This window comes from Streptomyces sp. NPDC007856, from assembly GCF_042868225.1.
In the GTDB taxonomy this organism is placed as follows: domain Bacteria; phylum Actinomycetota; class Actinomycetes; order Streptomycetales; family Streptomycetaceae; genus Streptomyces.
In genome coordinates this window covers 481,404-504,549 of the sequence record NZ_JBIAEC010000004.1, presented here as the reverse complement: position 1 = coordinate 504,549, position 23,146 = coordinate 481,404, and the positions used below count along the sequence as shown (strand labels likewise).

The 23,146-nt window shown below is 72.0% G+C and carries 19 protein-coding genes and 1 riboswitch; of the genes, 13 read left to right on the top strand and 6 right to left on the bottom strand.

The annotated features are described in order from the left end of the window. The first annotated feature begins 59 nt into the window (after positions 1–59). Both ACFYOH_RS13490 and ACFYOH_RS13485 read left to right on the top strand, forming a co-directional pair. Complete coding sequence (locus ACFYOH_RS13490; protein ID WP_388624889.1) at positions 60–1,226, top strand: citrate synthase/methylcitrate synthase; 1,167 nt, start codon at positions 60–62, stop codon at positions 1,224–1,226. Positions 1,227–1,292: 66 nt separating this feature from the next. Next, complete coding sequence (locus ACFYOH_RS13485; protein ID WP_388624886.1) at positions 1,293–2,381, top strand: CobW family GTP-binding protein; 1,089 nt, start codon at positions 1,293–1,295, stop codon at positions 2,379–2,381. On the opposite strand, the gene ACFYOH_RS13480 is transcribed toward ACFYOH_RS13485, so the two are convergent. Beyond that, positions 2,378–4,837, bottom strand: a complete 2,460-nt coding sequence (locus ACFYOH_RS13480; protein ID WP_388624883.1) for a DNA topoisomerase (ATP-hydrolyzing) subunit A — start codon at positions 4,835–4,837, stop codon at positions 2,378–2,380. The genes ACFYOH_RS13485 and ACFYOH_RS13480 overlap by 4 nt on opposite strands. A 307-nt stretch (positions 4,838–5,144) precedes the next feature. Between ACFYOH_RS13480 and ACFYOH_RS13475 the strand changes: the two genes are divergently transcribed. From ACFYOH_RS13475 to ACFYOH_RS13460, 4 genes are all read left to right on the top strand, one after another. Then, positions 5,145–6,539 (top strand): M16 family metallopeptidase, encoded by a 1,395-nt coding sequence (locus tag ACFYOH_RS13475; RefSeq protein WP_388624881.1) that lies wholly within the window; start codon positions 5,145–5,147, stop codon positions 6,537–6,539. Then, positions 6,536–7,924, top strand: a complete 1,389-nt coding sequence (locus tag ACFYOH_RS13470) for a M16 family metallopeptidase (protein WP_388624878.1) — start codon at positions 6,536–6,538, stop codon at positions 7,922–7,924. Before ACFYOH_RS13475 ends, ACFYOH_RS13470 begins: the two co-directional genes overlap by 4 nt. Positions 7,925–8,135: 211 nt before the next feature. Continuing rightward, a riboswitch (cyclic di-AMP (ydaO/yuaA leader) is annotated at positions 8,136–8,297 on the top strand. Between the two features lie 12 nt (positions 8,298–8,309). Next, on the top strand, positions 8,310–9,056 hold the full coding sequence (locus ACFYOH_RS13465) for a M23 family metallopeptidase (protein WP_388624875.1): 747 nt from the start codon (positions 8,310–8,312) through the stop codon (positions 9,054–9,056). Positions 9,057–9,255: 199 nt separating this feature from the next. Continuing rightward, the gene (locus ACFYOH_RS13460; protein ID WP_388624873.1) at positions 9,256–9,942 is read left to right on the top strand and encodes a GntR family transcriptional regulator; all 687 of its coding nucleotides are present in this window, start codon (positions 9,256–9,258) and stop codon (positions 9,940–9,942) included. Positions 9,943–10,089: 147 nt separating this feature from the next. Here the strand turns inward: ACFYOH_RS13460 and ACFYOH_RS13455 are convergent, their stop codons facing one another. Continuing rightward, positions 10,090–10,371, bottom strand: coding sequence for an HPr family phosphocarrier protein (locus ACFYOH_RS13455; RefSeq protein ID WP_053655224.1), 282 nt, complete (start codon positions 10,369–10,371; stop codon positions 10,090–10,092). A 178-nt stretch (positions 10,372–10,549) separates the two neighbouring features. Here ACFYOH_RS13455 and ACFYOH_RS13450 point away from each other — a divergent pair, with 178 nt between their 5' ends. The 5 genes from ACFYOH_RS13450 to ACFYOH_RS13430 are packed head-to-tail and all read left to right on the top strand — an operon-like array spanning position 10,550 to position 16,201. Then, on the top strand, positions 10,550–13,393 hold the full coding sequence (locus tag ACFYOH_RS13450; protein WP_388624870.1) for a GNAT family N-acetyltransferase: 2,844 nt from the start codon (positions 10,550–10,552) through the stop codon (positions 13,391–13,393). A 29-nt stretch (positions 13,394–13,422) separates the two neighbouring features. Further along, positions 13,423–13,716 (top strand): hypothetical protein, encoded by a 294-nt coding sequence (locus ACFYOH_RS13445; RefSeq protein WP_388624868.1) that lies wholly within the window; start codon positions 13,423–13,425, stop codon positions 13,714–13,716. 10 nt (positions 13,717–13,726) lie between these two features. Then, entirely contained in the window at positions 13,727–14,314 is a 588-nt protein-coding gene (locus tag ACFYOH_RS13440; RefSeq protein ID WP_388624865.1) for a DUF5998 family protein, read from the top strand. Then, a complete protein-coding gene (locus ACFYOH_RS13435; protein ID WP_388624863.1) occupies positions 14,314–15,504 on the top strand; it encodes an alkaline phosphatase family protein in 1,191 nt (396 codons plus the stop codon). Before ACFYOH_RS13440 ends, ACFYOH_RS13435 begins: the two co-directional genes overlap by 1 nt. Before the next feature lie 46 nt (positions 15,505–15,550). Beyond that, on the top strand, positions 15,551–16,201 hold the full coding sequence (locus ACFYOH_RS13430; RefSeq protein ID WP_388624860.1) for a thymidine kinase: 651 nt from the start codon (positions 15,551–15,553) through the stop codon (positions 16,199–16,201). Between the two features lie 36 nt (positions 16,202–16,237). Here ACFYOH_RS13430 and ACFYOH_RS13425 read toward each other — a convergent pair whose 3' ends face one another. Next, positions 16,238–17,029 (bottom strand): VOC family protein, encoded by a 792-nt coding sequence (locus ACFYOH_RS13425; RefSeq protein WP_388624857.1) that lies wholly within the window; start codon positions 17,027–17,029, stop codon positions 16,238–16,240. A gap of 320 nt (positions 17,030–17,349) precedes the next feature. Here ACFYOH_RS13425 and ACFYOH_RS13420 point away from each other — a divergent pair, with 320 nt between their 5' ends. Further along, entirely contained in the window at positions 17,350–18,201 is an 852-nt protein-coding gene (locus ACFYOH_RS13420) for a sulfurtransferase (RefSeq protein ID WP_388624854.1), read from the top strand. A gap of 170 nt (positions 18,202–18,371) precedes the next feature. Here ACFYOH_RS13420 and sepH read toward each other — a convergent pair whose 3' ends face one another. Then, the gene (gene sepH, locus ACFYOH_RS13415) at positions 18,372–19,412 is read right to left on the bottom strand and encodes a septation protein SepH (protein ID WP_388624851.1); all 1,041 of its coding nucleotides are present in this window, start codon (positions 19,410–19,412) and stop codon (positions 18,372–18,374) included. A 480-nt stretch (positions 19,413–19,892) separates the two neighbouring features. Here sepH and ACFYOH_RS13410 point away from each other — a divergent pair, with 480 nt between their 5' ends. Next, a complete protein-coding gene (locus ACFYOH_RS13410; RefSeq protein ID WP_388624848.1) occupies positions 19,893–20,618 on the top strand; it encodes a hypothetical protein in 726 nt (241 codons plus the stop codon). Here the strand turns inward: ACFYOH_RS13410 and ACFYOH_RS13405 are convergent. Together ACFYOH_RS13405 and ACFYOH_RS13400 are read right to left on the bottom strand one after the other, a co-directional pair. Next, on the bottom strand, positions 20,542–21,861 hold the full coding sequence (locus ACFYOH_RS13405) for a D-arabinono-1,4-lactone oxidase (protein WP_388624845.1): 1,320 nt from the start codon (positions 21,859–21,861) through the stop codon (positions 20,542–20,544). The genes ACFYOH_RS13410 and ACFYOH_RS13405 overlap by 77 nt on opposite strands. Beyond that, positions 21,821–23,059, bottom strand: a complete 1,239-nt coding sequence (locus tag ACFYOH_RS13400; protein WP_388624843.1) for an MFS transporter — start codon at positions 23,057–23,059, stop codon at positions 21,821–21,823. Before ACFYOH_RS13400 ends, ACFYOH_RS13405 begins: the two co-directional genes overlap by 41 nt. Positions 23,060–23,146: the final 87 nt, after the last annotated feature.

The window sequence follows — 23,146 nt, the reverse complement described above, 5'->3', positions numbered from 1 at the left end:
CCATGTTGACAAAGAATTCGTCAAGCATGGACAGTCGGATCAAGTCCAGGGAGGAAATCATGGCGATCAACAGGACCGCGGCCCCGTACATCGACGCACCGCGCGGCCTCGCCGGCGTCGTCGTCACCGAGACCGAGATCGGTGACGTCCGGGGGCGCGAGGGCTTCTACCACTACCGCCAGTACTCGGCCGTCGAACTCGCGCGGACCCGTGGCTTCGAGGACGTCTGGCACCTCCTTGTTCACGGCACGCTCCCGGACGCGGAGCGCCGCGCCGCCTTCACCGCCGAGGCGGCGGCGCTGCGGCGGCTGCCCGAGGAGGTGGCCTCGGCGCTGCCCGGGATCGCCGCGGCGAGCCGCGTCTCCGGCCCGCTGTCCGGGCTGCGCACGGCCCTGTCCCTGCTCGGCTCGGCGCGCGGACTCCGGCCGGTGTACGACATCGACGCCGACCGGCGCCGCGCCGACACCCTGGCCGTCTGCGCGGCCGTACCCACGCTGCTCACCGCGCTGTACCGGCTCGGGCAGGGCCTCGAGCCGGTCGAGCCGCGCGAGGACCTCCCGTACGCGGCCAACTACCTGTACATGCTCACGGGCGAGGAGCCCGAGCCGCGGCGGACGCGTGCGGTCGAGCAATACCTGATCTCAACCATTGATCACGGGTTCAATGCATCAACCTTCACGGCCCGCGTCATCGCCTCCACCGGGGCCGACGTGGCCGCCTGCCTGGCCGGAGCCGTGGGCGCCCTGTCCGGGCCGCTGCACGGAGGCGCGCCCAGCCGGGCCCTGGACACCCTGGACGCCATCGGCACGCCGGACCGGATCGAGCCCTGGATCCGCGAGCGGGTGCTCGCCGGCGACCGGATCATGGGCTTCGGACACGCCATCTACCGCACGGAGGACCCCCGTTCCCGGATGCTGCGGGAGATCGCCCAGAGCTTCGGCGGACCGCGGGTGGACTTCGCGGTGGAGGTCGAACGCCGCGTCGAGGCGATCCTCGCCGAGCTCAAGCCCGGCCGCGAACTCCACACCAACGTCGAGTTCTACGCCGGCGTGGTCATGGAACTCTGCGGACTGCCCCGCGAGATGTTCACTCCCACGTTCGCCGCGGCGCGGGTGGTGGGCTGGAGCGCCAACATCCTGGAACAGGCGGCCGACTCGAAGATCATCCGGCCGGTCGCGCGGTACGTGGGGCCGACGCCGCCGGTCGCGGTGCCGGTCACCGGCTGACGCACCCGCCCCAGGCGCCCCTCCTATCCTGGACCGGCAGTCGGTCCACACGAGAGAGGTCGCCCGTTGGGGAACAGCCTGGCGAACAGCCCGGACAGCAGCCGTAGCCCGCAGCAGATCCCGGTCGTCGTGCTCGCCGGTTTCCTCGGCTCCGGGAAGACCACACTCCTCAACCACCTCCTGCACCGCAGCGGAGGCAGCCGGATCGGGGCGATCGTCAACGACTTCGGGGCCATCGAGATCGACGCGATGGCCGTCGCGGGCGCCCTAGGCGACTCGACCGTCTCGCTCGGCAACGGCTGCCTGTGCTGTGCCGTCGACGCAAGCGAACTCGACCGCTATCTGGAGCGGCTCGCCGACCCGGGCACCGGCATCGACGTGATCGTCATCGAGGCCAGCGGGCTCGCCGAGCCACAGGAACTCGTGCGGATGGTGCTGGCCGGCGAGCACCCGAGAGTCGTCTACGGCGGCCTGGTCGAGGTCGTGGACGCCGCCGAGTTCGACGACACGCGCGCGAAGCACCCCGAGATCGACCGGCACCTGGCGCTCGCCGACCTCGTCGTCGTCAACAAGCTGGACCGCGCGGACGACGCCGACGGGGTGCTGGCCCTCGTCCGCTCGCTCACCGACCGGGCCGCCGTCGTCCCCGCCACCTACGGCCGTATCGACCCCGAGTTCCTCTTCGACTGCAGGCCGAGCGAGGAGCGGATCGGGCAGCTGTCCTTCGACGACCTCCATGAGCACACCGGGGACGATGAGCACGCCGGTCATCTGCACACCGGCTACGACAGCCTGTCCTTCACCTCGGAGGTCCCCCTCGAACCCCGTCGGCTCATGCGGTTCCTGGACAGCCGGCCCGAGGGGCTGTACCGGATCAAGGGCCATGTGGACTTCGGGCCGTACGACACGCGCAACCGGTACGCCGTACACGCCGTCGGCCGGTTCCTGCGCTTCTACCCGGAGCCCTGGGCCGCTGCCGGCGACCGTCTCACCCAGCTCGTGCTGATCGGCTCCGGCATCGACGGCGAGGCCCTCGGCCAGGAGCTCAAGGGGTGCCGGAACGACGCCCCACACGCCGACGAACACGGCATGTGGGGCGTCCTGCGCTATGTCCAAGGCCCCGACGAGGCGGACCTGGAAGATCCGCCCGCCTAGAGCACCGGTCCCGCGACCACCGCCACCGTCTTCGGCAGCGACGTGCCCGAACCGTCCCGGCGCGGGTCCGGCTCCGGCAGGTCCGCCGGGGTGCCGTTCTTCTGCGCCGCGCGCGCGGGAACCGCGCCCGCCCAGGCCAGCGACAGACAGTCCTCGCCCTTCAGGAACCGCTGGCAGCGCACACCGCCCGTGGCCCGGCCCTTGCGCGGGTACTGGTCGAACGGCGTCAGCTTGGCGGTCGTCTGCACCGAGTCGTCCAGCGTGCCGCGCGAGCCCGCGACCGTGAACACCACCGCGTCGGCCGCCGGGTCGACCGCGGTGAAGGAGATGACCTTCGCGCCCTCGGTGAGCTTGATGCCCGCCATACCGCCCGCCGGACGGCCCTGCGGGCGCACGATGGACGCCTGGAAGCGCAGCAGCTGCGCGTCGTCGGTGATGAAGACCAGGTCCTCCTCACCGGTGCGCAGCTCCACCGCGCCGACGATCCGGTCGCCCTCCTTCAGCGTGATGACCTCCAACTCGTCCTTGTTGGACGGGTAGTCGGGCACCACGCGCTTGACGACGCCCTGCTCGGTGCCGAGCGCCAGGCCCGGGGACGACTCGTCGAGCGTGGTCAGGCAGACCACCGTCTCGTCGTCCTCCAGGGAGACGAACTCCGCCAGCGGCGCGCCTCCGGAGAGGTTCGGCGCGGTCGCCGTCTCCGGCAGCTGGGGCAGGTCGACCACGTTGATGCGCAGCAGCCGGCCCGCCGAGGTCACCGCGCCGATCTCGCCGCGCGCGGTCGCCGGGACCGCCGAGACGATCACGTCGTGCTTGACGCGCTTCCCGCCGGCCTCCTCCGGGAACGGCTCCGCCGTCGCCGTACGGGCCAGCAGCCCCGTCGAGGACAGCAGCACCCGGCACGGGTCGTCGGCCACCTGCAGCGGCACCGCCGCCACCGGGGCGCCCCCGGACTCCAGCAGGACCGTACGCCGGTCGGTGCCGAACTTCTTGGCCACGGCGGCCAGTTCGTTCGAGACCAGTTTGCGCAGCTCCGCGTCGGACTCCAGGATCCGGGTCAGCTCCGCGATCTCCGCGGTGAGCCTGTCCTTCTCCGCCTCCAGCTCGATGCGGTCGTACTTGGTGAGCCGGCGCAGTGGCGTGTCGAGGATGTACTGCGTCTGGATCTCGCTCAGCGAGAAGCGCTGCATCAGGCGCTCCTTGGCCTGCGCGGAGTTCTCGCTGGACCGGATCAGCCGGATGACCTCGTCGATGTCGACCAGCGCCGTCAGCAGACCCTCGACCAGGTGCAGCCGGTCGCGCCTCTTGCCGCGGCGGAACTCGCTGCGGCGCCGCACCACGTCGAAGCGGTGGTCGAGATAGACCTCCAGCAGCTCCTTCAGGCCCAGCGTGAGCGGCTGGCCGTCCACCAGCGCGACATTGTTGATGCCGAAGGACTCCTCCATCGGGGTCAGCTTGTACAGCTGCTCCAGGATCGCCTCCGGCACGAAGCCGTTCTTGACCTCGATGACCAGGCGCAGGCCGTGCTCGCGGTCGGTGAGGTCCTTGACGTCGGCGATGCCCTGGACCTTCTTGCTGTTGACCAGGTCCTTGATCTTCGCGATGACCTTCTCCGGGCCGACCGCGAAGGGCAGTTCCGTGATGACCAGGCCCTTGCGGCGGGCGGTCACCGTCTCGACCGAGACCGTCGCGCGCATCTTGAAGGTGCCGCGGCCCGTCGCGTACGCGTCCCGGATGCCGTCCAGGCCGACGATCCGGCCGCCGGTGGGCAGGTCCGGGCCCGGGACGTGCTTCATGAGCGCGTCCAGGTCCGCGTTCGGGTGCCTGATCAGGTGGCGGGCGGCCGCGATGACCTCGCGCAGGTTGTGCGGCGGCATGTTCGTCGCCATGCCGACCGCGATGCCCGAGGAGCCGTTGACCAGCAGGTTCGGGAAGGCGGCGGGCAGCGCCACCGGCTCCCGCTCCTGGCCGTCGTAGTTCGGCGCGAAGTCGACCGTGTCCTCGTCGATCGACTCGGTCATCAGGCTCGTCGCCTCGGCCTGCCGGCACTCCGTGTACCGCATGGCGGCCGGGGGGTCGTCGTTGCCCAGCGAGCCGAAGTTGCCGTGGCCGTCGACCAGCGGCACGCGCATGGAGAAGGGCTGGGCCATGCGCACCAGGGCGTCGTAGATCGACGCGTCGCCGTGCGGGTGCAGCTTGCCCATGACCTCGCCGACGACACGCGCGCACTTCACATAGCCGCGGTCGGGGCGCAGGCCCATCTCGTTCATCTGGTACACGATCCGGCGGTGCACCGGCTTGAGGCCGTCACGGGCGTCCGGCAGGGCGCGCGAGTAGATGACCGAGTACGCGTACTCGAGGTAGGAGCCACGCATCTCGTCCACGACGTCGATGTCGAGGATCTTCTCCTCGTACGAATCGTCGGGCGGCGGGGTCTTCGTGCTGCGGCGGGCCATCGCTGCCGGCTCCTTGCTACTGAAGCGTTTGATGGATCTGACGCGGACCATTGTGGACCGCGGCACTGACAACCGGGGCCATGGCCCGGTCTTCCACGGTCCGCCCGGCACCGCAAGGCGCACCGGACCGGCACCGCACAGTGCCCGCCGGCCGTCCTGCGGGCACGCGAGTCGCAGGCTACGCGATCCGCTGTGGGCGTACGTCCCGCGGGAACTTCGCCGAGGCCCCGCACGGTTTGCATACAGTGGCAGGAACGGCAGGAAAACCGCGGTTTTCACAACCGCCTCCGCTCGCGAAGGGATGTACATGCCCATGGGTCACACGACCACAGCCGAGGCAGGCTCCGGGGGCCTGACAGCGACCGAGCACCGCCTGGCCAACGGTCTGCGCGTGGTGCTCTCCGAGGACCACCTGACCCCGGTGGCGGCGGTCTGCCTCTGGTACGACGTCGGCTCCCGCCACGAAGTCAAGGGGCGTACCGGCCTGGCTCACCTTTTCGAGCACCTGATGTTCCAGGGCTCGGCGCAGGTCAAGGGCAACGGTCACTTCGAGCTGGTGCAGGGCGCCGGCGGCTCGCTCAACGGCACCACCAGCTTCGAGCGCACCAACTACTTCGAGACCATGCCCGCCCACCAGCTGGAGCTGGCGCTCTGGCTGGAGGCCGACCGCATGGGCTCGCTGCTGGCCGCCCTGGACGACGAGTCCATGGAGAACCAGCGGGACGTCGTCAAGAACGAGCGCCGCCAGCGCTACGACAACGTGCCCTACGGCACCGCCTTCGAGAAGCTGACCGCCCTGTCGTACCCGGAGGGCCACCCCTACCACCACACGCCGATCGGCTCGATGGCGGACCTGGACGCGGCCACCCTGGAGGACGCCCGCCAGTTCTTCCGCACCTACTACGCGCCGAACAACGCGGTGCTCTCCGTGGTCGGCGACATCGACCCCAAGCAGACCCTCGCCTGGATCGAGAAGTACTTCGGTTCCATCCCGTCCCACGACGGCAAGGCCGCCCCTCGCGAGGGCTCCCTGCCGGACGTCATCGGCGAGCAGAAGCGCGAGGTCGTCGTCGAGGAGGTCCCGGCACGCGCCCTGATGGCCGCCTACCGCCTTCCGCACGACGGCACGCGCGCGTGCGACGCCGCCGATCTCGCCCTGACCATCCTCGGCGGCGGCGAGTCCTCCCGCCTGTACAACCGGCTGGTCCGCCGCGACCGTACGGCCGTCGCGGCCGGCTTCGGCCTGCTGCGCCTCGCCGGCGCGCCCTCCATGGGCTGGCTGGACGTGAAGACCTCCGGTGACGTCGAGGTGCCGGTCATCGAGACCGCCATCGACGAGGAGCTGGCCCGGTTCGCCGAGGAGGGCCCCACGGCCGAGGAGATGGAGCGCGCCCAGGCCCAGTTGGAGCGCGAGTGGCTGGACCGGCTGGGCACGGTCGCCGGCCGTGCCGACGAACTGTGCCGGTACGCCGTCCTGTTCGGCGACCCGCAGCTCGCCCTCACCGCCGTCAAGCGCGTCCTGGATGTGACCCTGCAGGAGGTCCAGGAGGTCGCCCAGGCCCGTCTGCGCCCCGACAACCGGGCGGTCCTGGTGTATGAGCCGAAGTCCCCGGAGCAGGCCCCGGACGCCGACGTTCCCGAGGACCCGGAGCAGGAAGCCACCGTAGAGGCCGGTAACGAGAACGAGGAGACGGCCAAGTGACCGAGCTCGCCACCATGGACTTCCATCCCCAGCCGCAGGCCGGCGAGGCCAGGCCCTGGGCGTTCCCGGCGCCCGAGCGCACCGCGCTCGACAACGGCCTGACCGTGCTGCGCTGCCACCGCCCCGGCCAGCAGGTCGTCGCCGTCGAGGTGCTGCTGGACGCGCCCCTGGACGCCGAGCCGGCCGGCCTGGACGGCGTCGCCACGATCATGGCGCGGGCCTTCTCCGAGGGCACCGACAAGCACTCCGCCGAGGAGTTCGCCGCCGAGCTGGAGCGCGCGGGCGCCACGCTGGACTCGCACGCCGACCACCCCGGCGTCCGGCTCAGCCTGGAGGTCCCCGCCTCGCGCCTGGCCAAGGGTCTCGGCCTGCTCGCCGACGCGCTGCGCGCGCCCGCCTTCGCCGACAGCGAGGTGGAGCGGCTGGTCCGCAACCGCCTGGACGAGATCCCGCACGAGCTGGCCAACCCCTCCCGCCGGGCCGCCAAGGAGCTCTCCAAGGAGCTGTTCCCGGTGGCCTCGCGCATGTCGCGGCTCCGCCAGGGCACCGAGGAGACCGTCGAGAAGATCGACGCCGCCGCCGTACGCGCCTTCTACGGCCGGCACGTACGCCCCGCCACGGCCACCGCGGTGGTGGTCGGCGACCTCACCGGGGTCGACCTGGACGCGCTGCTCGGCGACACCCTGGGCGCCTGGACCGGCACGCCGGGCGAGCCGCGGCCCGTGCCGCCGGTGACCGCCGACGACACCGGGCGCGTGGTCATCGTGGACCGGCCCGGCGCCGTGCAGACGCAGCTGCTCATCGGCCGCGTCGGCCCCGACCGGCACGACCGGGTGTGGCCCGCCCAGGTGCTCGGCACCTACTGCCTCGGCGGCACCCTCACCTCCCGCCTGGACCGCGTCCTGCGCGAGGAGAAGGGCTACACCTACGGTGTGCGCTCCTTCGGCCAGGTCCTCCGGTCCGCACCGGACGGCACGGGCGCCTCGATGCTCGCCATCAGCGGCTCCGTGGACACCCCCAACACCGGCCCGGCGCTGGAGGACCTGTGGAAGGTGCTGCGCACCCTGGCGGCGGACGGTCTGACCGACGCCGAGCGGGACGTGGCCGTGCAGAACCTCGTCGGGGTGGCGCCGCTGAAGTACGAGACCGCGGCGGCCGTCGCGAGCACGCTGGCCGACCAGGTCGAGCAGTACCTGCCCGACGACTTCCAGGCGACGCTCTATCAGCAGCTGGCCGCGACGGGCACGGTGGAGGCCACGGCGGCCGTGGTGAACGCCTTCCCGGTGGACCGTCTGGTGACCGTCCTCGTCGGTGACGCCTCCCAGATCAAGGCACCGGTGGAGGCACTCGGCATCGGTGAAGTGACGGTCGTGGCGGCCGAGTAACCGCACGCGCGTGGGGCCCTGACGGTCTATGGACCGTCAGGGCCCCTGCCGTTCTCACTCCCTTACCGGGATGCCCGATTTGAGGCGGAGGTTGCCTGTCTGCCCTGTGGGATGCGCTACAAAAGTCCGGATCCGTTTGGGGTTCGAAAGCAGGCTTACGTAGCGTCACCCGGGCTGTTCGTCGGTAGCAGTGCGCCGCACCCGCGGCACCGGACAGCCATCGCCGAGTCCCCGCACGGCGCGAGCCAGGGGAGCCGGGGACCCACGCAGTCCCTGGGGTGAATCGGGCGCCCGCGCTCCGCGAGGGGGCCCGTAGGAGACCTTCCTGCTCCGAACCCGTCAGCTAACCCGGTAGGCGAGAGGGAAGGAAAGGACCAGCCACTCCATGGCGTTCATGTGCGCCACCGGGAAGCACCGCAAGCCCGGCCGGGTCAAGCGCACCACCGCTCAGGCGGCAGGCATCGCAGCCCTCACCACCACCGGTGTCATCGGCACCCTGGCCGCCTCCCCGGCGCTCGCCGCCGAGAACACCGTGGAGCAGACCGGCCTCACGCCGGTCCTCACCCTGAGCGACGACGTGGCCGAGCACATCGACGCGCAGGCCGCCGCGCAGCAGCGGGCCGCCGAGCACAAGGCGGCCGAGGAAGCCGCGGCGAAGAGGGCGAAGGAGGAGCACGAGGCCAGGACCCGCGCCGCCCGGGAGGCCGAGCGCAAGCGCCTGATGAACACCTTCGTCGCCCCGATCGCGAACTCCTACGTCTCCACCGGCTACAAGGCGAGCAGCTCGCTGTGGTCCTCCGGCTCGCACACCGGCATCGACTTCCACGCGGCGAGCGGCACCCCGGTGCACGCGGTCGGCTCCGGCACCGTCGTCTCCACCGGCTGGGGCGGCGCGTACGGCAACCAGATCGTGATCAGGATGGCCGACGGCATGTACACCCAGTACGGCCACCTGTCGTCGATCGGCGTCTCGGTCGGCCAGCAGGTCACCCCGGGCCAGCAGATCGCCCTGTCCGGCGCGACCGGCAACACCACGGGCCCGCACCTGCACTTCGAGGCCCGTACGACCCCCGACTACGGCTCGGACGTCGACCCCGTCGCCTACCTCCGCAAGCACGGCGTGAACGTCTGACGCCTCATCGCCTGGCATGCGAAGCCCCGGCTCACCGAGCCGGGGCTTTCGTCGTCTTTTCACGGGCGCCACCCGATCCGCTGACCAAAAAATATCCATGGATTCCGGCCCGCCGTCGGAAATTCCGGCTCATTGGAATAGAGTCACGGAACAGGCGTCCATCGTCGACGTTTCACGGGGATTAAAGCGGAGGTCGGTCATGCGTATTCCGGCGCACTCGGTGTGCACGGCCATCCGGGACGACATCGTCGCGGGGGTCTACGAGCGCGGCGGCCGGCTGACCGAGGAAGTCCTGGCCCGCCGCTACGGCGTCTCGCGCGTCCCCGTCCGCGAGGCCCTGCGCACCCTGGAGGCCGAGGGCTTCGTGGTGACCCGCCGGCACGCGGGCGCGTGTGTGGCCGAGCCGACCGAGCAGGAGGCCGCCGACCTGCTGGAGATGCGCCTGCTGCTGGAGCCGCTCGGGGCCGCCAGGGCCGCCCAGCGGCGCACCGAGGCCCATCTGAAGGTGCTGCGCGGCCTGGTCAGGCTGGGCCAGGAGCGGGCCCGCAGGGGCAGCAGCGACGATCTGCGGTCGCTGGGCGGCTGGTTCCACGAGACGCTCGCCCAGGCCTCGGGCAGCCCCTCGCTGACCGCGATGCTCAGCCAGCTTCGGCACAAGATCGCCTGGATGTACGCGGTGGAGGCGCCGTCGAGCCCGGTGGACTACTGGACGGAGCACGGCGCCATCGTCGACGCGGTGGCGCGCGGCGACGGGGAGCGCGCGCGGGCGCTCACGGCGCTGCACACCGAGCGCGCGACGGCCGTGCACCGGCTGCGCTTTTCCGGGGCCGGCGAGCGTGTGAGGACTTCGCAACACGCCGTAAACATGTCGGGCCTCCGGCATTAACACGGGCGCCGTATACAAAGAAGAGGTATTCGGCTGCGCAGTATTTACCGCTGCCTCAATTCCGGTGTGCGCGCAAAGAGCCCGGAAACGCAGAGCCGCGCCGCCCGAAAAGGGCGACGCGGCTCCGGTGTGTCAGCGTGCTGCTGTTCAGACCGTCTCGGGCAGTTCCTCGAGGCCCTCGGCGACCAGCTTGGCCAGACGGTCGAGGGCGACGTCCGCGCCCTCGGCGTCGGAGGCCAGCACGATCTCCTCGCCGCCCTGGGCGCCCAGGCCCAGGACAGCCAGCATGGAGGCCGCGTTGACGGGGTTGCCGTCAGCCTTGGCGATCGTCACCGGGACGCCTGCGGCCGTGGCGGCTCGGACGAAGATGGAGGCGGGGCGGGCGTGGAGGCCCTCGGCCCAGCCGACGTTGACGCGGCGCTCAGCCATGTGTTGCTGCCCTTCAGTCTTCAGGGTTGTCTAGACCAGTTTCCCATATCGCGAAGCATGCCCCGGAGCGGACCTTCGTCCGCCCGGCGTGGCGTCGGAACCGCGGCCTCGGTTCCGGCTTCCGTCCTCCACAGACTGCCCTGCGCCGTTGTCGGACGCGAGCCGTACTCTGGGGCCCATGCAGACCTCGGCGGACCGGCAGGACCGGCACCAGTACCCCGCCCACTGGGAGGCGGACGTGGTGCTGCGCGACGGTGGTACCGCGCGCATCAGGCCCATCACCGTTGATGACGCCGACCGCCTGGTCAGCTTCTACGAGCAGGTCTCGGACGAGTCGAAGTACTACCGCTTCTTCGCGCCGTACCCCAGGCTCTCCGCCAAGGACGTCCACCGCTTCACGCACCACGACTTTGTGGACCGGGTGGGACTCGCGGCCACCATCGGCGGCGAGTTCATCGCCACCGTACGCTATGACCGCATCGGCGCCGACGGCATGCCCGCCTCCGCGCCCGCCGACGAGGCCGAGGTCGCCTTCCTGGTGCAGGACGCGCACCAGGGCCGCGGGGTCGCCTCCGCCCTGCTGGAACACATCGCGGCAGTCGCCCGCGAGCGCGGCATCCGCCGCTTCGCCGCCGAGGTGCTGCCCGCCAACACCAAGATGATCAAGGTGTTCACGGACGCCGGCTACACCCAGAAGCGCAGCTTCGAGGACGGCGTCGTCCGCCTGGAGTTCGACCTCGAACCCACCGACCGCTCCCTCGCCGTGCAGCGAGCGCGCGAGCAGCGCGCCGAGGCCCGCTCGGTACGGCGCCTGCTCATGCCCGGCTCGGTGGCGGTCGTCGGCGTCGGCCGCGCCCCCGGCGGCGTGGGCCGCAGCGTCCTCGGCAACATCCGGGACGCCGGCTACGGCGGCCTGCTGCACGCCGTGAACAAGGCCTTCCCGGAGGGCCTCGGCGAGGTCGACGGGGTGCCGGCCTACCGGCGCGTGCGGGACATCGGCGGTCCGGTGGACCTCGCCGTGGTCGCCGTACCGGCCGAGCACGTGCCCGCCGTGGTCGCCGAGTGCGGGGAACACGGGGTGCAGGGGCTCGTCGTGCTCTCCGCCGGGTACGCCGAGAGCGGGCCCGAGGGGCGCGAGCGGCAGCGGGCCCTCGTGCGGCAGGCACGCGCGTACGGCATGCGGATCATCGGCCCGAACGCCTTCGGGATCATCAACACCGCGCCCGACGTGCGCCTCAACGCCTCCCTCGCCCCGGAGATGCCCCGCCCCGGCCGCATCGGGATGTTCGCCCAGTCCGGTGCCATCGGCATCGCCCTGCTGTCCCGGCTGCACCGGCGCGGCGGAGGGGTCACCGGGGTCACCGGCGTGTCCACCTTCGTCTCCGCCGGCAACCGCGCGGACGTCTCCGGCAACGACGTCCTCCAGTACTGGTACGACGACCCCGAGACCGACGTCGTCCTCATGTACCTGGAGTCCATCGGCAACCCGCGCAAGTTCACGCGCCTCGCGCGCCGGACGGCGGCGGCGAAGCCGCTGGTCGTGGTGCAGGGGGACGGGTCCGCCCCGCAGGGACACGCGGTGCGGGCCACCCGGCTGCCGCACGCCACCGTCTCCGCGCTGCTGCGGCAGGCCGGGGTGATCCGGGTCGACACGATCACCGAGCTGGTCGACGCGGGGCTGCTGCTCGCCCGGCAGCCGCTGCCGGCGGGGCCGAGGGTGGCGATCCTGGGGAACTCGGAGTCGCTGGGCGTGCTGACGTACGACCGGTGTCTGGCGGAGGGGCTGCGGCCTTCGCGTCCGCTGGACCTGACGACGGGGGCGACGGCGGAGGACTTCCATCGGGCGCTGGGAGCTGCGCTGGCCGACGAGTCGTGCGACTCCGTCGTGGTGACGGCGATCCCCGCGATCGGGGAAGCGTCGCCGGGGGATGCGGAGCTGGCGGAGGCGTTGCGGTCGGCCGCGGCTGCCGTTCCGGGGAAGCCGGTGCTGGTGGTGCATGTGGAGCTCGGGGGGCTTGCGGAGGCGTTGTCGGCTGCGGCCAGCACCGCACCCGCGGCCGTTGACAAGGCACCCGGTACCGAGGGCGGTGCCCGCCTGTTCCGCGCTGCGGAACGCCTGCCCACCGCGGGAGTGGCTGCGGCCAGTCCTCCGGAGGGCATGCACCTCATCCCCGCCTATCCCGCCGCCGAACGTGCCGTGCGGGCGTTGGCCGAAGCCGTCAAGTACGGGCAGTGGCGGCGGGAGGCCATGGACCCGGGGAAGGTGCCCGAGTACGACGACATCGACGAGAAGGGGGCCGCGCGGCTGATCGGTGAGCTGCTCGCGCGCGGGGAAGGGCTCACGATCTCCGACGCGGAGACCTGCGAGCTGCTCGGCAAGTACGGCATCCCCGTGCGGCGCGCGCTGCCCGCACCCACTGCCGACGCCGCCGCCGAAGCCGCCCGCGCCCTCGGCTACCCGGTCGCCCTCAAGGCCACCGCCCCGCACCTCAGACACCGCGCCGACCTGGGCGGCGTGCGCCTCGACCTCGCGGACGAGGAGCAACTGCGCCGGGCGTACGCCGAGTTGACCGAGCTGTTCGGCAAGCCGGAGGAGCTGCGGCCGGTGGTGCAGGGCATGGCACCGCGCGGCGTCGACACCGTCGTACGGGCCGTGATCGACCCGGCGGCCGGGGCCGTGCTGTCCTTCGGGCTCGCCGGGGCCGCCTCCCAGCTGCTCGGCGACATGGCGCACCGCCTGGTCCCGGTCACCGACCGGGAGGCGGCCTCGCTGGTGCGGTCGATCCGTACGGCACCGCTGCTGTTCGGCTGGCGCGGCTCCACGCCCGTCGACACCCCGGCGCTGGAGGAACTGCTGCTGCGGGTGTCCCGGCTGGTCGACGATCATCCGGAGGTGGTCGCCGTCACCCTGGAACCGGTCGTCGTCGCCCCGCACGGCGTGAGCGTCCTCAGCGCCACGGTACGGCTCGCGCCGCCACCGGCCCGCGACGACCTGGGCCCGCGCACGATGCCGGCCTACTGATCACCTGCTGATCAGGGGAGGGGGACCGCATGATCGTCTTCACCGACCCGGGCTTCGTCTCGTGCCCGTCCGCCCTCCAGGGTCCCGTCTTCCGTGAGCCCGCCGCCGAGGAGGCGGCACGGCTGCGGCGAGCGCTGGGCGAAACGCTGCCCGTCGTGGTCGCGTTCGAGGCGGACGGCGGCGGATCCGAACCCGTCTCCTGCCTGATCGCCGCGCAGGGGCTGGACATCCTGCCGGGGCTCGTCCCGCGGCGCCCACGCGCGCGTGCGCAGGCCGACCCCGGTCTTCGTGACTGGCCCGGACCCCCCATGCCCACGGATTAGGATGGACGCCATGGCCAAGACCAGTACGACGACCCAGGGGCTGCGCGCGGCGATCGAGCGCAGCGGCTACTACCCGGCCCTCGTGGCCGAGGCGGTGGAGGCCGCTGTGGGCGGCGAGCCCATCCGGTCGTACCTGGTCCACCAGGAGACCACCTTCGATCAGAACGAGGTGCGGCGGCATGTGACCGTGCTCGTCCTCACCGGCAACCGCTTCATCGTCAGCCACACCGACGAGCAGGCCGCCGACAGCACCTCCCCGACGCCGTACGCCACCACCTCCACCGAGTCCGTCAAGATCGACCGGATCTCGTCGGTCGTGGTCAGCCGGGTGGTCGCCAACCCCGAGCAGTACGCGCCGGGCACCCTGCCCCGCGAGGTCGTGCTGACCATCGGCTGGGGCGCGGTCAGCCGTATCGACCTGGAGCCCGCCGCCTGCGGCGACCCCAACTGCGACGCCGACCACGGCTACACGGGCAGCTCCACGGCGGACGACCTCAGCCTGCGCGTCAGCGAGGCCGGGGACGGCCCGGAGACGGTGCGCCAGGCGCTCGCCTTCGCCCAGGCCATCTCGGAGGCGACCGCGGACATCGCCCGCTGATGTCCCAGCTCTCCGCCTGGGACCACCCGGAACCGCTGGCCCTGGACACCGCGCCGCTGCCCGAGTACGGCACCGGCTCCCTCGCCGATCTGCTGCCCACCCTGGCCGCCGGCATGGGCGTCCCCGGCCTGACCGCCACGATCGAGGAGCTGACCCCGGCCGACCGGGTCTGTGTCCTGCTGATAGACGGGCTCGGCTGGGAGCAGCTGCGGGCACACGCCGACGAGGCGCCCTTCCTGACCTCGCTGCTCGGCACCTCGCGCGGCGGCACCGGCCGCCCGCTCACCGCCGGCTACCCGGCGACCACCGCCGTCTCCCTCGCCTCCGTCGGCACCGGTCTGCCGCCCGGCGTCCACGGCCTGCCCGGCTACACCGTGCGCAACCCGGCCACCGGCGAGCTGATGAACCAGCTCCGCTGGCAGCCGTACACCGATCCGCGCGCCTGGCAGCCGTACCCCACCGTCTTCCAGCTGGCCCAGGCAGCCGGGGTGCACGCCGCCCAGGTGACCTCGCCCATCTTCGAGCACACTCCGCTCACCAAGATCGCGCTCAGTGGCGGCAGTTTCCACGGCCGGCTCAGCGGCGAGGAGCGCATGGACCTCGCGGCGGAGCAACTGGCCGCCGGAGACCGCTCGCTGGTCTACACGTACTACTCCGAGCTGGACGGCGCCGGACACCGCTACGGCGTCGCCTCCGACACCTGGCGCGGCCAGCTGATGTACGTCGACCGGCTCGCCCAGCGCCTCGCCGAGCAACTGCCGCCGCGCAGCGCGCTCTACGTCACCGCCGACCACGGCATGGTCGACGTCCCGTTCGACGACGAGCACCGCATCGACTTCGACACGGACTGGGAGCTGCGCGCCGGGGTCGCCCTGCTGGGCGGCGAGGGCCGGGCGCGGCACGTCTACGCGGTGCCGGGCGCCGAGAACGACGTAGTGGCCGTCTGGCGCGAGGTGCTCGGCGAGCAGTTCTGGGTGGCCTCGAGGGACGAGGCGATCGCGGCGGGCTGGTTCGGGCCGCACATCGACGAACGGGTGTACCCCCGGCTCGGGGACGTGGTCGCGGCCGCGTACGACGACGTCCTGATCATCGCGTCCGAGCGGGAGCCCAAGGAGTCGTCGCTGGTGGGCAACCACGGTTCGATGACGCCCGCCGAGCAGCTGATCCCGCTGCTCGAAGTACGCTCCTGACCCTCCCGACCCGCACGACCTCTCGCCGAAAGGTGCTCAACTCCTCATGCCCGAGCTGGTGTTCTTCTCCGGAACGATGGACTGCGGGAAGTCGACGCTGGCTCTGCAGATAGAGCACAACCGCTCGGCCCGGGGGCTCGTCGGCATGATCTTCACCCGGAACGACCGCGCGGGCGAGGGCAAGCTGTCCTCCCGGCTCGGGCTGGTCACCGACGCGGTGGAGGTCGCCGACGACCAGGATCTGTACGCCTCCCTCGTGGACCACCTCTCGCAGGGCCGCCGGGCCGACTACGTGATCGCGGACGAGGCGCAGTTCCTCGCGCCCGAGCAGATAGACCAGCTCGCGCGCGTGGTGGACGATCTCGGCCTTGACGTGTACGCCTTCGGGATCACCACCGACTTCCGCTCCAAGCTCTTCCCCGGCTCGCAGCGGCTGGTGGAGCTGGCCGACCGTATCGAGGTGCTCCAGGTGGAGGCGCTGTGCTGGTGCGGCGCCCGGGCCACGCACAACGCCCGCACGATAGGCGGCGAGATGGTGGTCGAGGGCGCCCAGGTGGTCGTCGGCGACGTCAACCAGGCGGCCGGTGAGGTCGGCTACGAGGTGCTGTGCCGCCGCCACCACCGCCGCCGCATGACCGCCGCAACGGCCCGCGCGGCGGCTCTGTCGCCGGACGTGCTGCCGGTCTCCTCCAGCTGAACCCGACCGGGCGACCCGGCTGGTCCCCCCGAGCGCTCAGTGCGGGTTCTGGATCACCGAGAACTCCGCGCCCTCCGGGTCCGCCACCGTCGCCACCCGGCCGTGCGGGCTGTTGTGCGGCTGTCTGATGACACGGCCGCCGAGGTCCGCCACCTGCCGCACCGTCGCGTCGGCGTCGGCGACCTCGAAGTACGTCTGCCAGTGCGGTCCGCGGTCGCGGGGCAGCGCGTGGCCGACGCCGTGCAGACCGGCCACCGGGCGACCGGCGAGGTGGAGGGTCACGTAGTCGAAGTCGGCGGAGACCACCGGCTCCCGTTCGTAACCGAACACGGTCGCGTAGAACTTGGACACGCTCTCGGTCTCGAAGGTCACCAGCTCGTTCCACGCGGGCGTGCCGGGCACTCCGCTGATCGCGGTGCCGAGGTGCGCGGAGCCCTGCCAGATGCCGAACACCGCCCCGGAGGGGTCCGCGGCGATGGCCATCCGCCCGGCCTCGGCGGCGTCCAGCGGCCCGACCGCCACGGTTCCGCCGCACTCCCGCACCGTGTCGGCCGTCTGGTCCACGTCCTGCGAGGCGAGGTACGGCGTCCAGGCGATCGGCAGCCGGTGGTCCGGCGGCAGCTGGCCCATGCCCGCCACCTCGCACCCGTCGAGCAGCGCCCGCACATACGGGCCGAGCTGCTGCGGGCCCGGCCGGAACTCCCAGCCGAACAGCTCACCGTAGAACTCCTCGGTGGCGGCCAGCCCGTGCGCCATCAGGCTCACCCAGCAGGGCGTGCCGGGCGCGCGCCGCGCGTGCGGGCCGGCCGGCTCCCGTGCCTCGGTCATCGATCACTCTCTCCCCGGCCCCTCGCGGTGGCCGTGTCGCTTCCGCTCCCCGGAAGGGGTGTCCACGCCGACGGCGGGTTCGCCCGCGCCGGTGCCCGCATCCTCCACGCCGCGCCGGGACTTACCGCGCCGACGCTCGGCGACACCTCCGGGAGGATGCCCGGTCCGTCGTCTTTCGCCGCTTCCTGACGAGGGCCGGCGGGTGCCCGCCGGCTGTACAGCACGTGCTCGATCCCATACGCCGGGTGATCGAGCCTGTCCGGCCGAGCAGAGTAGCCGGACCTGGACGCCGCGGCCACCCCTGGCGTATGCATGGCGCCATGAGAGCCATCATCACCGCATCCGATCTCGCACACGAGCTGACCGGCGACCGCCCTCCGGTACTGCTGGACGTGCGCTGGCAGCTGAGCCTGGCGAAGGCGGCGGGCGCGCCGGCCTTCGACGGGCGGGCCGAGTACGCGGCCGGGCACATCCCCGGCGCGGTCTTCGTCGACCTGGACCGGGAGCTGGCCGGTGTGCCCGGGGAGCGGGGCCGGCATCCGCTTCCGGACCTCGCGGAGTTCGGCGCCGCGATGCGCCGCGCGGGCGTGTCGGCCGACCGGCCGGTCGTCGTGTACGACGGCGGCCAGGGCTGGGCGGCCGCGCGCGCCTGGTGGCTGCTGCGCTGGACGGGTCACCCGGACGCGCGGGTCCTCGACGGCGGATTGCCGTCCTGGCAGGGCGAGCTGTCCACGGAGGTGCCCGCTGTGACCGAGGGCGACTTCCGGCCGGCGCCGGACGCGTCGGGCCTGCTGGACGCGGACGCGGCGGCGGCCCTGGCCCGCGCGGGTGTGCTGCTGGACGCGCGGGCGGGGGAGCGGTACCGGGGTGAGGTGGAGCCGATCGACCGGGTCGGCGGGCACATCCCCGGCGCGGTGTCGGCACCGACGACGGAGAACGTGGGCCCCGACGGCCGCTTCCTGCCCGCGGCGGAGCTACGGGACCGCTTCAAGGCCCTGGGCGTCTCCACGGACACCGAGGTGGGTGTGTACTGCGGCTCGGGCGTCTCCGGCGCCCATGAAGTGCTCGCGCTGGCCGTGGCGGGCATCCCGGCGGCCCTGTACGTCGGTTCCTGGTCCGAGTGGTCCTCGGACCCGTCCCGGCCGGTGGCGGTGGGCGCGGATCCGCAGTAGCGGCAGTCGAGAGGCGGGGCACGCACGCGTGCGGCCGGAAGGCGGGCACGCGCGTGTGCACCCTGAAAACCGGGCACGCGCGCGTGCAGCCCGAAAGCCGGGCACGCGCGCGCAGCCGGAAGTGGGGGGCATGCGCGCGTGCCCCCCACGTTCCGCTTCCGTACGGCCGGTTACTCCTGCTTCTTGCGGCGCGTGCCGAACACGATCTCGTCCCAGCTCGGCACGGCGGCGCGGCGGCCGGGGCGGACGCCGTCGGCCTCGGCCTGGCGGTCGGTGGCGCCGATCAGCCGGTCGCGGTGGCTGCCGACGGAGCGGGGCATGAGGACGTCCGCGTACGCCGAACCGGCCGAGGCGGCGGGGGCCGGCGGCTCCTCGGCGGCCGTCTCGCCGTCGGGTTCCTCCGGTGTCTCCGCCGGGCGCTCCGGGACCACCAGGTCGCCCCGGAAGCTCGGCACCGCCTCCAGCAGGCTGGTCAGCGAGTCGCGTTCGCCCGTGCTCTCCTCGGGAGGCTCGGACGCCTGCGCGGGCAGACTCGGCCGCTCCCGCTCGCCCCGGTCCAGCGCGCGGTCCATCGAACGCTCGCGTGGCAGGCGGGCGATGCGCGGCACGAACGGGAAGCTCGGCTCGGGCACGGCGAGGTCGTCGGACTCGCCGATCAGCGAGCGCGCCTCGTCGTCCACGGCCTGGACGAGCCGCCGGGGCGGGTCGTACGTCCAGCTCGCCGAGTGCGGTTCGCCCGCGACCCGGTAGACGAGGAGCACCTCCCAGGTGCCGTCGTCGCGGCGCCAGGAGTCCCACTGCACGGTGTCCTTCTCGGCGCCGCGCAGCAGCAGCCGCTCCTGCACGGCCTCGCCGAGCAGCGGACCCGAGTTCTCGCCGGGGCGGCGGACCGGGGTCTTGCGGGCGCGCTCGGCCATGAAGGCGCGCTCGGCCAGCACGGGCCCCTCGAAGCGCCGGACCCGGTCGACGGGGATGCCGGCGAGCTGGGCGACCTCTTCCGCGGTGGCACCGGCGCGTATACGCGCCTGGATGTCACGGGGGCGGAGATGGCTCTCGACCTCGATCTCGATCTGGCCGAGGCGCGGCCGGTCGCCGCGCACGGCGGCGCGCAGCCGTTCGTCGATCGGAAGGGTGTACTCCGTTGCGTCGGCAGCCTTGAGCACCAGCCGTGTGCCGTCATTCGAGACGGCCACGACACGCAGTTCGGGCATGGGGACCTCCCGGGTGGTGCCTGCCGACGTCACGTGCGTCGCTGCTTCCGCTAGTCGAGTGTGGCCTGCCCGGGTGCAGCCTGCCACAACCTTGCCGAGTTGCCCGGCGTGTCGGGCACGGGCCCTGGGCCGCCGTTATGGCACGGTTACCTATTCGCAACGCTAAGTGACCAAATTCGTCACCCTGTGCAACTAGCCCCCTCCCGGCGGTCCTTCAAGGCCGCGGACACCCTGGTGGGAGACCAGGCCCAGGGCTCGCAACAGTACTCCATTTGGACCATGTGCGTGGATGGGCACGCCGCCCAACTTCTGGCAACGCTTGCGACTTGGCCGTCGGCAACCGGTTTTACGGATCATGAACGTGGCGAACTTCACGCAATCCCCAGAAACGGAACTAATGGTTTCCGCTGTATGTCCCTATCTCGTGCAGTCGGTGGATCAATGTCGATCAAGTACGGGAAAGGCAGGCAAGTTCCGGGTATGCGTGAGACGCCCGACGCGGGTCGCAAACGGATCGACCTGAGCGTTCCCCAGGTCGCGGGCAGCGCCCTCGCGGCCGTCGTGGCGGCCAAACTGGCGTCGTACTTCGGCGTGTACGGCACGATTCTCGGCGCGGGAGTCGTCAGCATCGTCGCCACCTGTGGGGGCACGGTGTTCCAGCACTTCTTCAAGCGGACGGGGGAGCAGTTGCGGGAGGCGACGGTCGCGGCCCGTCCCAGGGAGCAAGTGCCACCGGCTCCGGGCGAGTTCACCGAGGGCACCCTCTACCGCGCGCAGGTGAAGAGCCGGCGGCGGCCGGTGGTCGCGGCCGCCCTCGTGTTCGGAGTGACCATGGGCGGCGTCACGACGTATGAACTGGTGTCCGGCAACAGCTTCAACGGCGGCACGGGTACGACGGTCAGCGACGCCGTCACCGGCCGGGGCTCTTCCTCCGTGACGCCCGACGCGCCCGCCAAGTCCGAGGAGACACCGGCTCCTTCGGAGACTCCGTCCCGCGAGCACGCGCCCGGTGCCGGCGACGGTACGGCCCACAGCGCGACGCCGGCGCCCGGCGACTCCCCGGGCGGAGGGGCGAGCGACGGCCCGAGCCCGCCGCCGACCCCCACGCCCAGCGGGCCCGCCCAGACGCCTACGACCCCAGAACCCTCCGCAAGTAGTCGTTCTGGAACAGCCGTTCCGGGTCAAGGCGGTCCCTCAGCGCAGTGAACTCGCCGAAACGCGGGTACACGCGCGTGAAGTATTCGGCGTCCCGGGTGTGCACCTTGCCCCAGTGCGGCCGGCCCTCGTGGGCGGTGAAGATGCGCTCGGCGGCGGTGAAGTAGGCCTGATAGGGCGTGCCCCGGAACATGTGGACGGCGACATAGGCGCTGTCCCGGCCGGAGGCGGTGGACAGGGTGATGTCGTCGGCCGGGGCGGTGCGCACCTCGACGGGGAAGCTGACCCGCAGCCCCGAGCGTTCGACCATGCTCTTCAGCTCGCCGAGCGTCTGCGCCAGGGCCGCACGCGGGACGGCGTACTCCATCTCCACGAAGCGCACCCGGCGCGGCGAGGTGAAGACCTTGTACGGGATGTCCGTGTAGGTCCGCGCGGACAGGGCCTTGCTGGAGATCCGGGCGATGGCGGGAACGGTGGCGGGGGCGGCGCGGCCGACCCACTGGGCCACCCGGAAGACGCCGTTGGAGAGGAACTCGTCCTCGAACCAGCCGGCCAGCTGCCCCACGGGCTGCTCGGGACCGGCGCTGCGGTTGTTCCGCTTGGTGTTGGTGTTGCCGGTGTGCGGGAACCAGTAGAACTCGAAGTGCTCGTTCTCCGCCCAGAGTTGATCGAACTCGGCGAGGACCCGGTCCAGGGGCATCGGCTCCTCGCGCGCGGTGAGCAGGAAGATCGGCTCCACGGCGAACGTGATCGCGGTGACGATGCCGAGGGCGCCGAGGCCTATTCGGGCGGCCGCGAACACCTCGGGGTTCTCCTTCTCGGAGCAGGTGAGCACCGAGCCGTCCGCCGTGACGAGTTCGAGCGCTGTGATCTGGGCGGCGATCGAGGCCGACTCGCGGCCCGTGCCGTGCGTGCCGGTGCTGGTGGCCCCGGAGACGGTCTGCTCCATGATGTCGCCCATGTTGGTGAGCGACAGTCCCTCGCGCGCCAGAGCCGCATTGAGTCTCTTGAGCGGGGTGCCGGCCTCGACCGTGACCGTCATGGCTGCACGATCAATCTTGCGAATACCGGTCAACAGTTGAGGGCGGATCAACACTCCGTCGGTGGCGGCTATGGACGTGAAGGAGTGGCCGGTCCCGACCGCCTTCACCTTCAGACCGTCCTCGGCGGCCCGGCGCACCGCCGCCGCCAGTTCCTCCACCGACGCCGGTGCGACCTGCCGGGCGGGCCGGGCGGAGACATTCCCGCCCCAGTTACGCCAGGTGCCGTTCTTCCCGCTCGCTGTGCTGCTCAACGGTGCCTCCCCGACCCGCGGCCGGCCTGCGCAGCCGGCGGTACCCGAGGAAACCGACCGCGACCGCGACAGCCCCGGACACGGCCGGAACCCCGTACCCGGCCCGCGCCCCGGCTGCGTCGATCACCGAGCCGGCCACGGACGAGCCGAGCGCGACCCCGACCGCGAGGCCGGTGCTCACCCAGGTCATACCTTCGGTGAGCTGCGCGCGAGGTACGTGCTCTTCGATGAGGGACATCGTCGTGATCATCGTCGGTGCGATGGACAGCCCCGAAACGAACAGCGCCACGGCCAGAAGCGGCAGGTTTCCGACCAGTAGGAGGGGGATCATACTCACGGCCATCGCCGCCACGCCCAGCAGCCAGCGGCGTTCCGGCGCCCCGGCGAACCGCAGCAGCCCGAAGACCACCCCGGCCACGCAGGATCCGGCCGCGTACAGCGCCAGGACCACGCTCGCGGCGCCCTTGTGGCCGCGCTCGTCGGCGAAGGCGACGGTGACCACGTCCACCGACCCGAAGATCGCGCCGGTCGCCGCGAAGGTGGCCACCAGCACCTGCAGCCCGGCCGAGCGCAGGGCCGTACCGCCGCCGTGGTGCTCGCGCGGGTGCGGCTCCGGTTCGGTGGCGCGCTGGGAGGTGAGCCAGAAGACGCCGGCGGCCAGGAAGCAGGCGGCGAGCAGCGGCCCGGCCTCCGGGAACCAGGTCGTGGACAGTCCGATGGAGATGATCGGGCCGAAGATGAAGCAGACCTCGTCGACGACCGACTCGAACGAGTACGCGGTGTGCAGCTTGCCGGTGCCCCGGTACAGCGCCGCCCAGCGGGCCCGGATCATCGCCCCCAGGCTCGGCACCGAACCGATCCCGGCCGCGCACCCGAACAGCACCCAGTCCGGCCACTTCAGGCGCGCGGTGAGCAGCAGCCCGGCCGCCGCCGTGAGGGCCACCAGGGTCGCGGGACGCAGCACCCGGCGCTGCCCGTGCCGGTCGACCAGCCGGGAGATCTGCGGCCCGATCGCCGCGGCGGACAGCGCGATGGTCGCCGACAGTGCCCCCGCGAGCCCGTACCGCCCGGTCAGCTGGGAGACCATCGTGACCACGCCGATGCCCATCATCGACAGCGGCATCCGGCCGAGGAATCCCGCGGCGGAGAACGCCTTGGTGCCGGGTTCGGCGAACAGGGCTCTGTAGGGGCTGGGCACGGGGTCTCCGAAGCGGCTCGGTAAGGCGCGAATACGGCTGATACAGCTTACGAGTTAGGGGACCCTAACGGCACCTGATTTTGCCTG

Excerpts from the sequence above, each read along its gene's own strand:
- sepH (WP_388624851.1), bottom strand. The coding sequence starts at position 19,412 with ATGCCCGAACTGCGTGTCGTGGCCGTCTCGAATGACGGCACACGGCTG.
- ACFYOH_RS13480 (WP_388624883.1), bottom strand. The coding sequence starts at position 4,837 with ATGGCCCGCCGCAGCACGAAGACCCCGCCGCCCGACGATTCGTACGAG.
- ACFYOH_RS13420 (WP_388624854.1), top strand. The coding sequence starts at position 17,350 with ATGAGAGCCATCATCACCGCATCCGATCTCGCACACGAGCTGACCGGC.
- ACFYOH_RS13445 (WP_388624868.1), top strand. The coding sequence starts at position 13,423 with ATGATCGTCTTCACCGACCCGGGCTTCGTCTCGTGCCCGTCCGCCCTC.
- ACFYOH_RS13450 (WP_388624870.1), top strand. The coding sequence starts at position 10,550 with ATGCAGACCTCGGCGGACCGGCAGGACCGGCACCAGTACCCCGCCCAC.
- ACFYOH_RS13475 (WP_388624881.1), top strand. The coding sequence starts at position 5,145 with ATGCCCATGGGTCACACGACCACAGCCGAGGCAGGCTCCGGGGGCCTG.
- ACFYOH_RS13430 (WP_388624860.1), top strand. The coding sequence starts at position 15,551 with ATGCCCGAGCTGGTGTTCTTCTCCGGAACGATGGACTGCGGGAAGTCG.
- ACFYOH_RS13435 (WP_388624863.1), top strand. The coding sequence starts at position 14,314 with ATGTCCCAGCTCTCCGCCTGGGACCACCCGGAACCGCTGGCCCTGGAC.
- ACFYOH_RS13410 (WP_388624848.1), top strand. The coding sequence starts at position 19,893 with ATGCGTGAGACGCCCGACGCGGGTCGCAAACGGATCGACCTGAGCGTT.
- ACFYOH_RS13460 (WP_388624873.1), top strand. The coding sequence starts at position 9,256 with ATGCGTATTCCGGCGCACTCGGTGTGCACGGCCATCCGGGACGACATC.
- ACFYOH_RS13465 (WP_388624875.1), top strand. The coding sequence starts at position 8,310 with ATGGCGTTCATGTGCGCCACCGGGAAGCACCGCAAGCCCGGCCGGGTC.
- ACFYOH_RS13490 (WP_388624889.1), top strand. The coding sequence starts at position 60 with ATGGCGATCAACAGGACCGCGGCCCCGTACATCGACGCACCGCGCGGC.
- ACFYOH_RS13425 (WP_388624857.1), bottom strand. The coding sequence starts at position 17,029 with ATGACCGAGGCACGGGAGCCGGCCGGCCCGCACGCGCGGCGCGCGCCC.
- ACFYOH_RS13440 (WP_388624865.1), top strand. The coding sequence starts at position 13,727 with ATGGCCAAGACCAGTACGACGACCCAGGGGCTGCGCGCGGCGATCGAG.
- ACFYOH_RS13455 (WP_053655224.1), bottom strand. The coding sequence starts at position 10,371 with ATGGCTGAGCGCCGCGTCAACGTCGGCTGGGCCGAGGGCCTCCACGCC.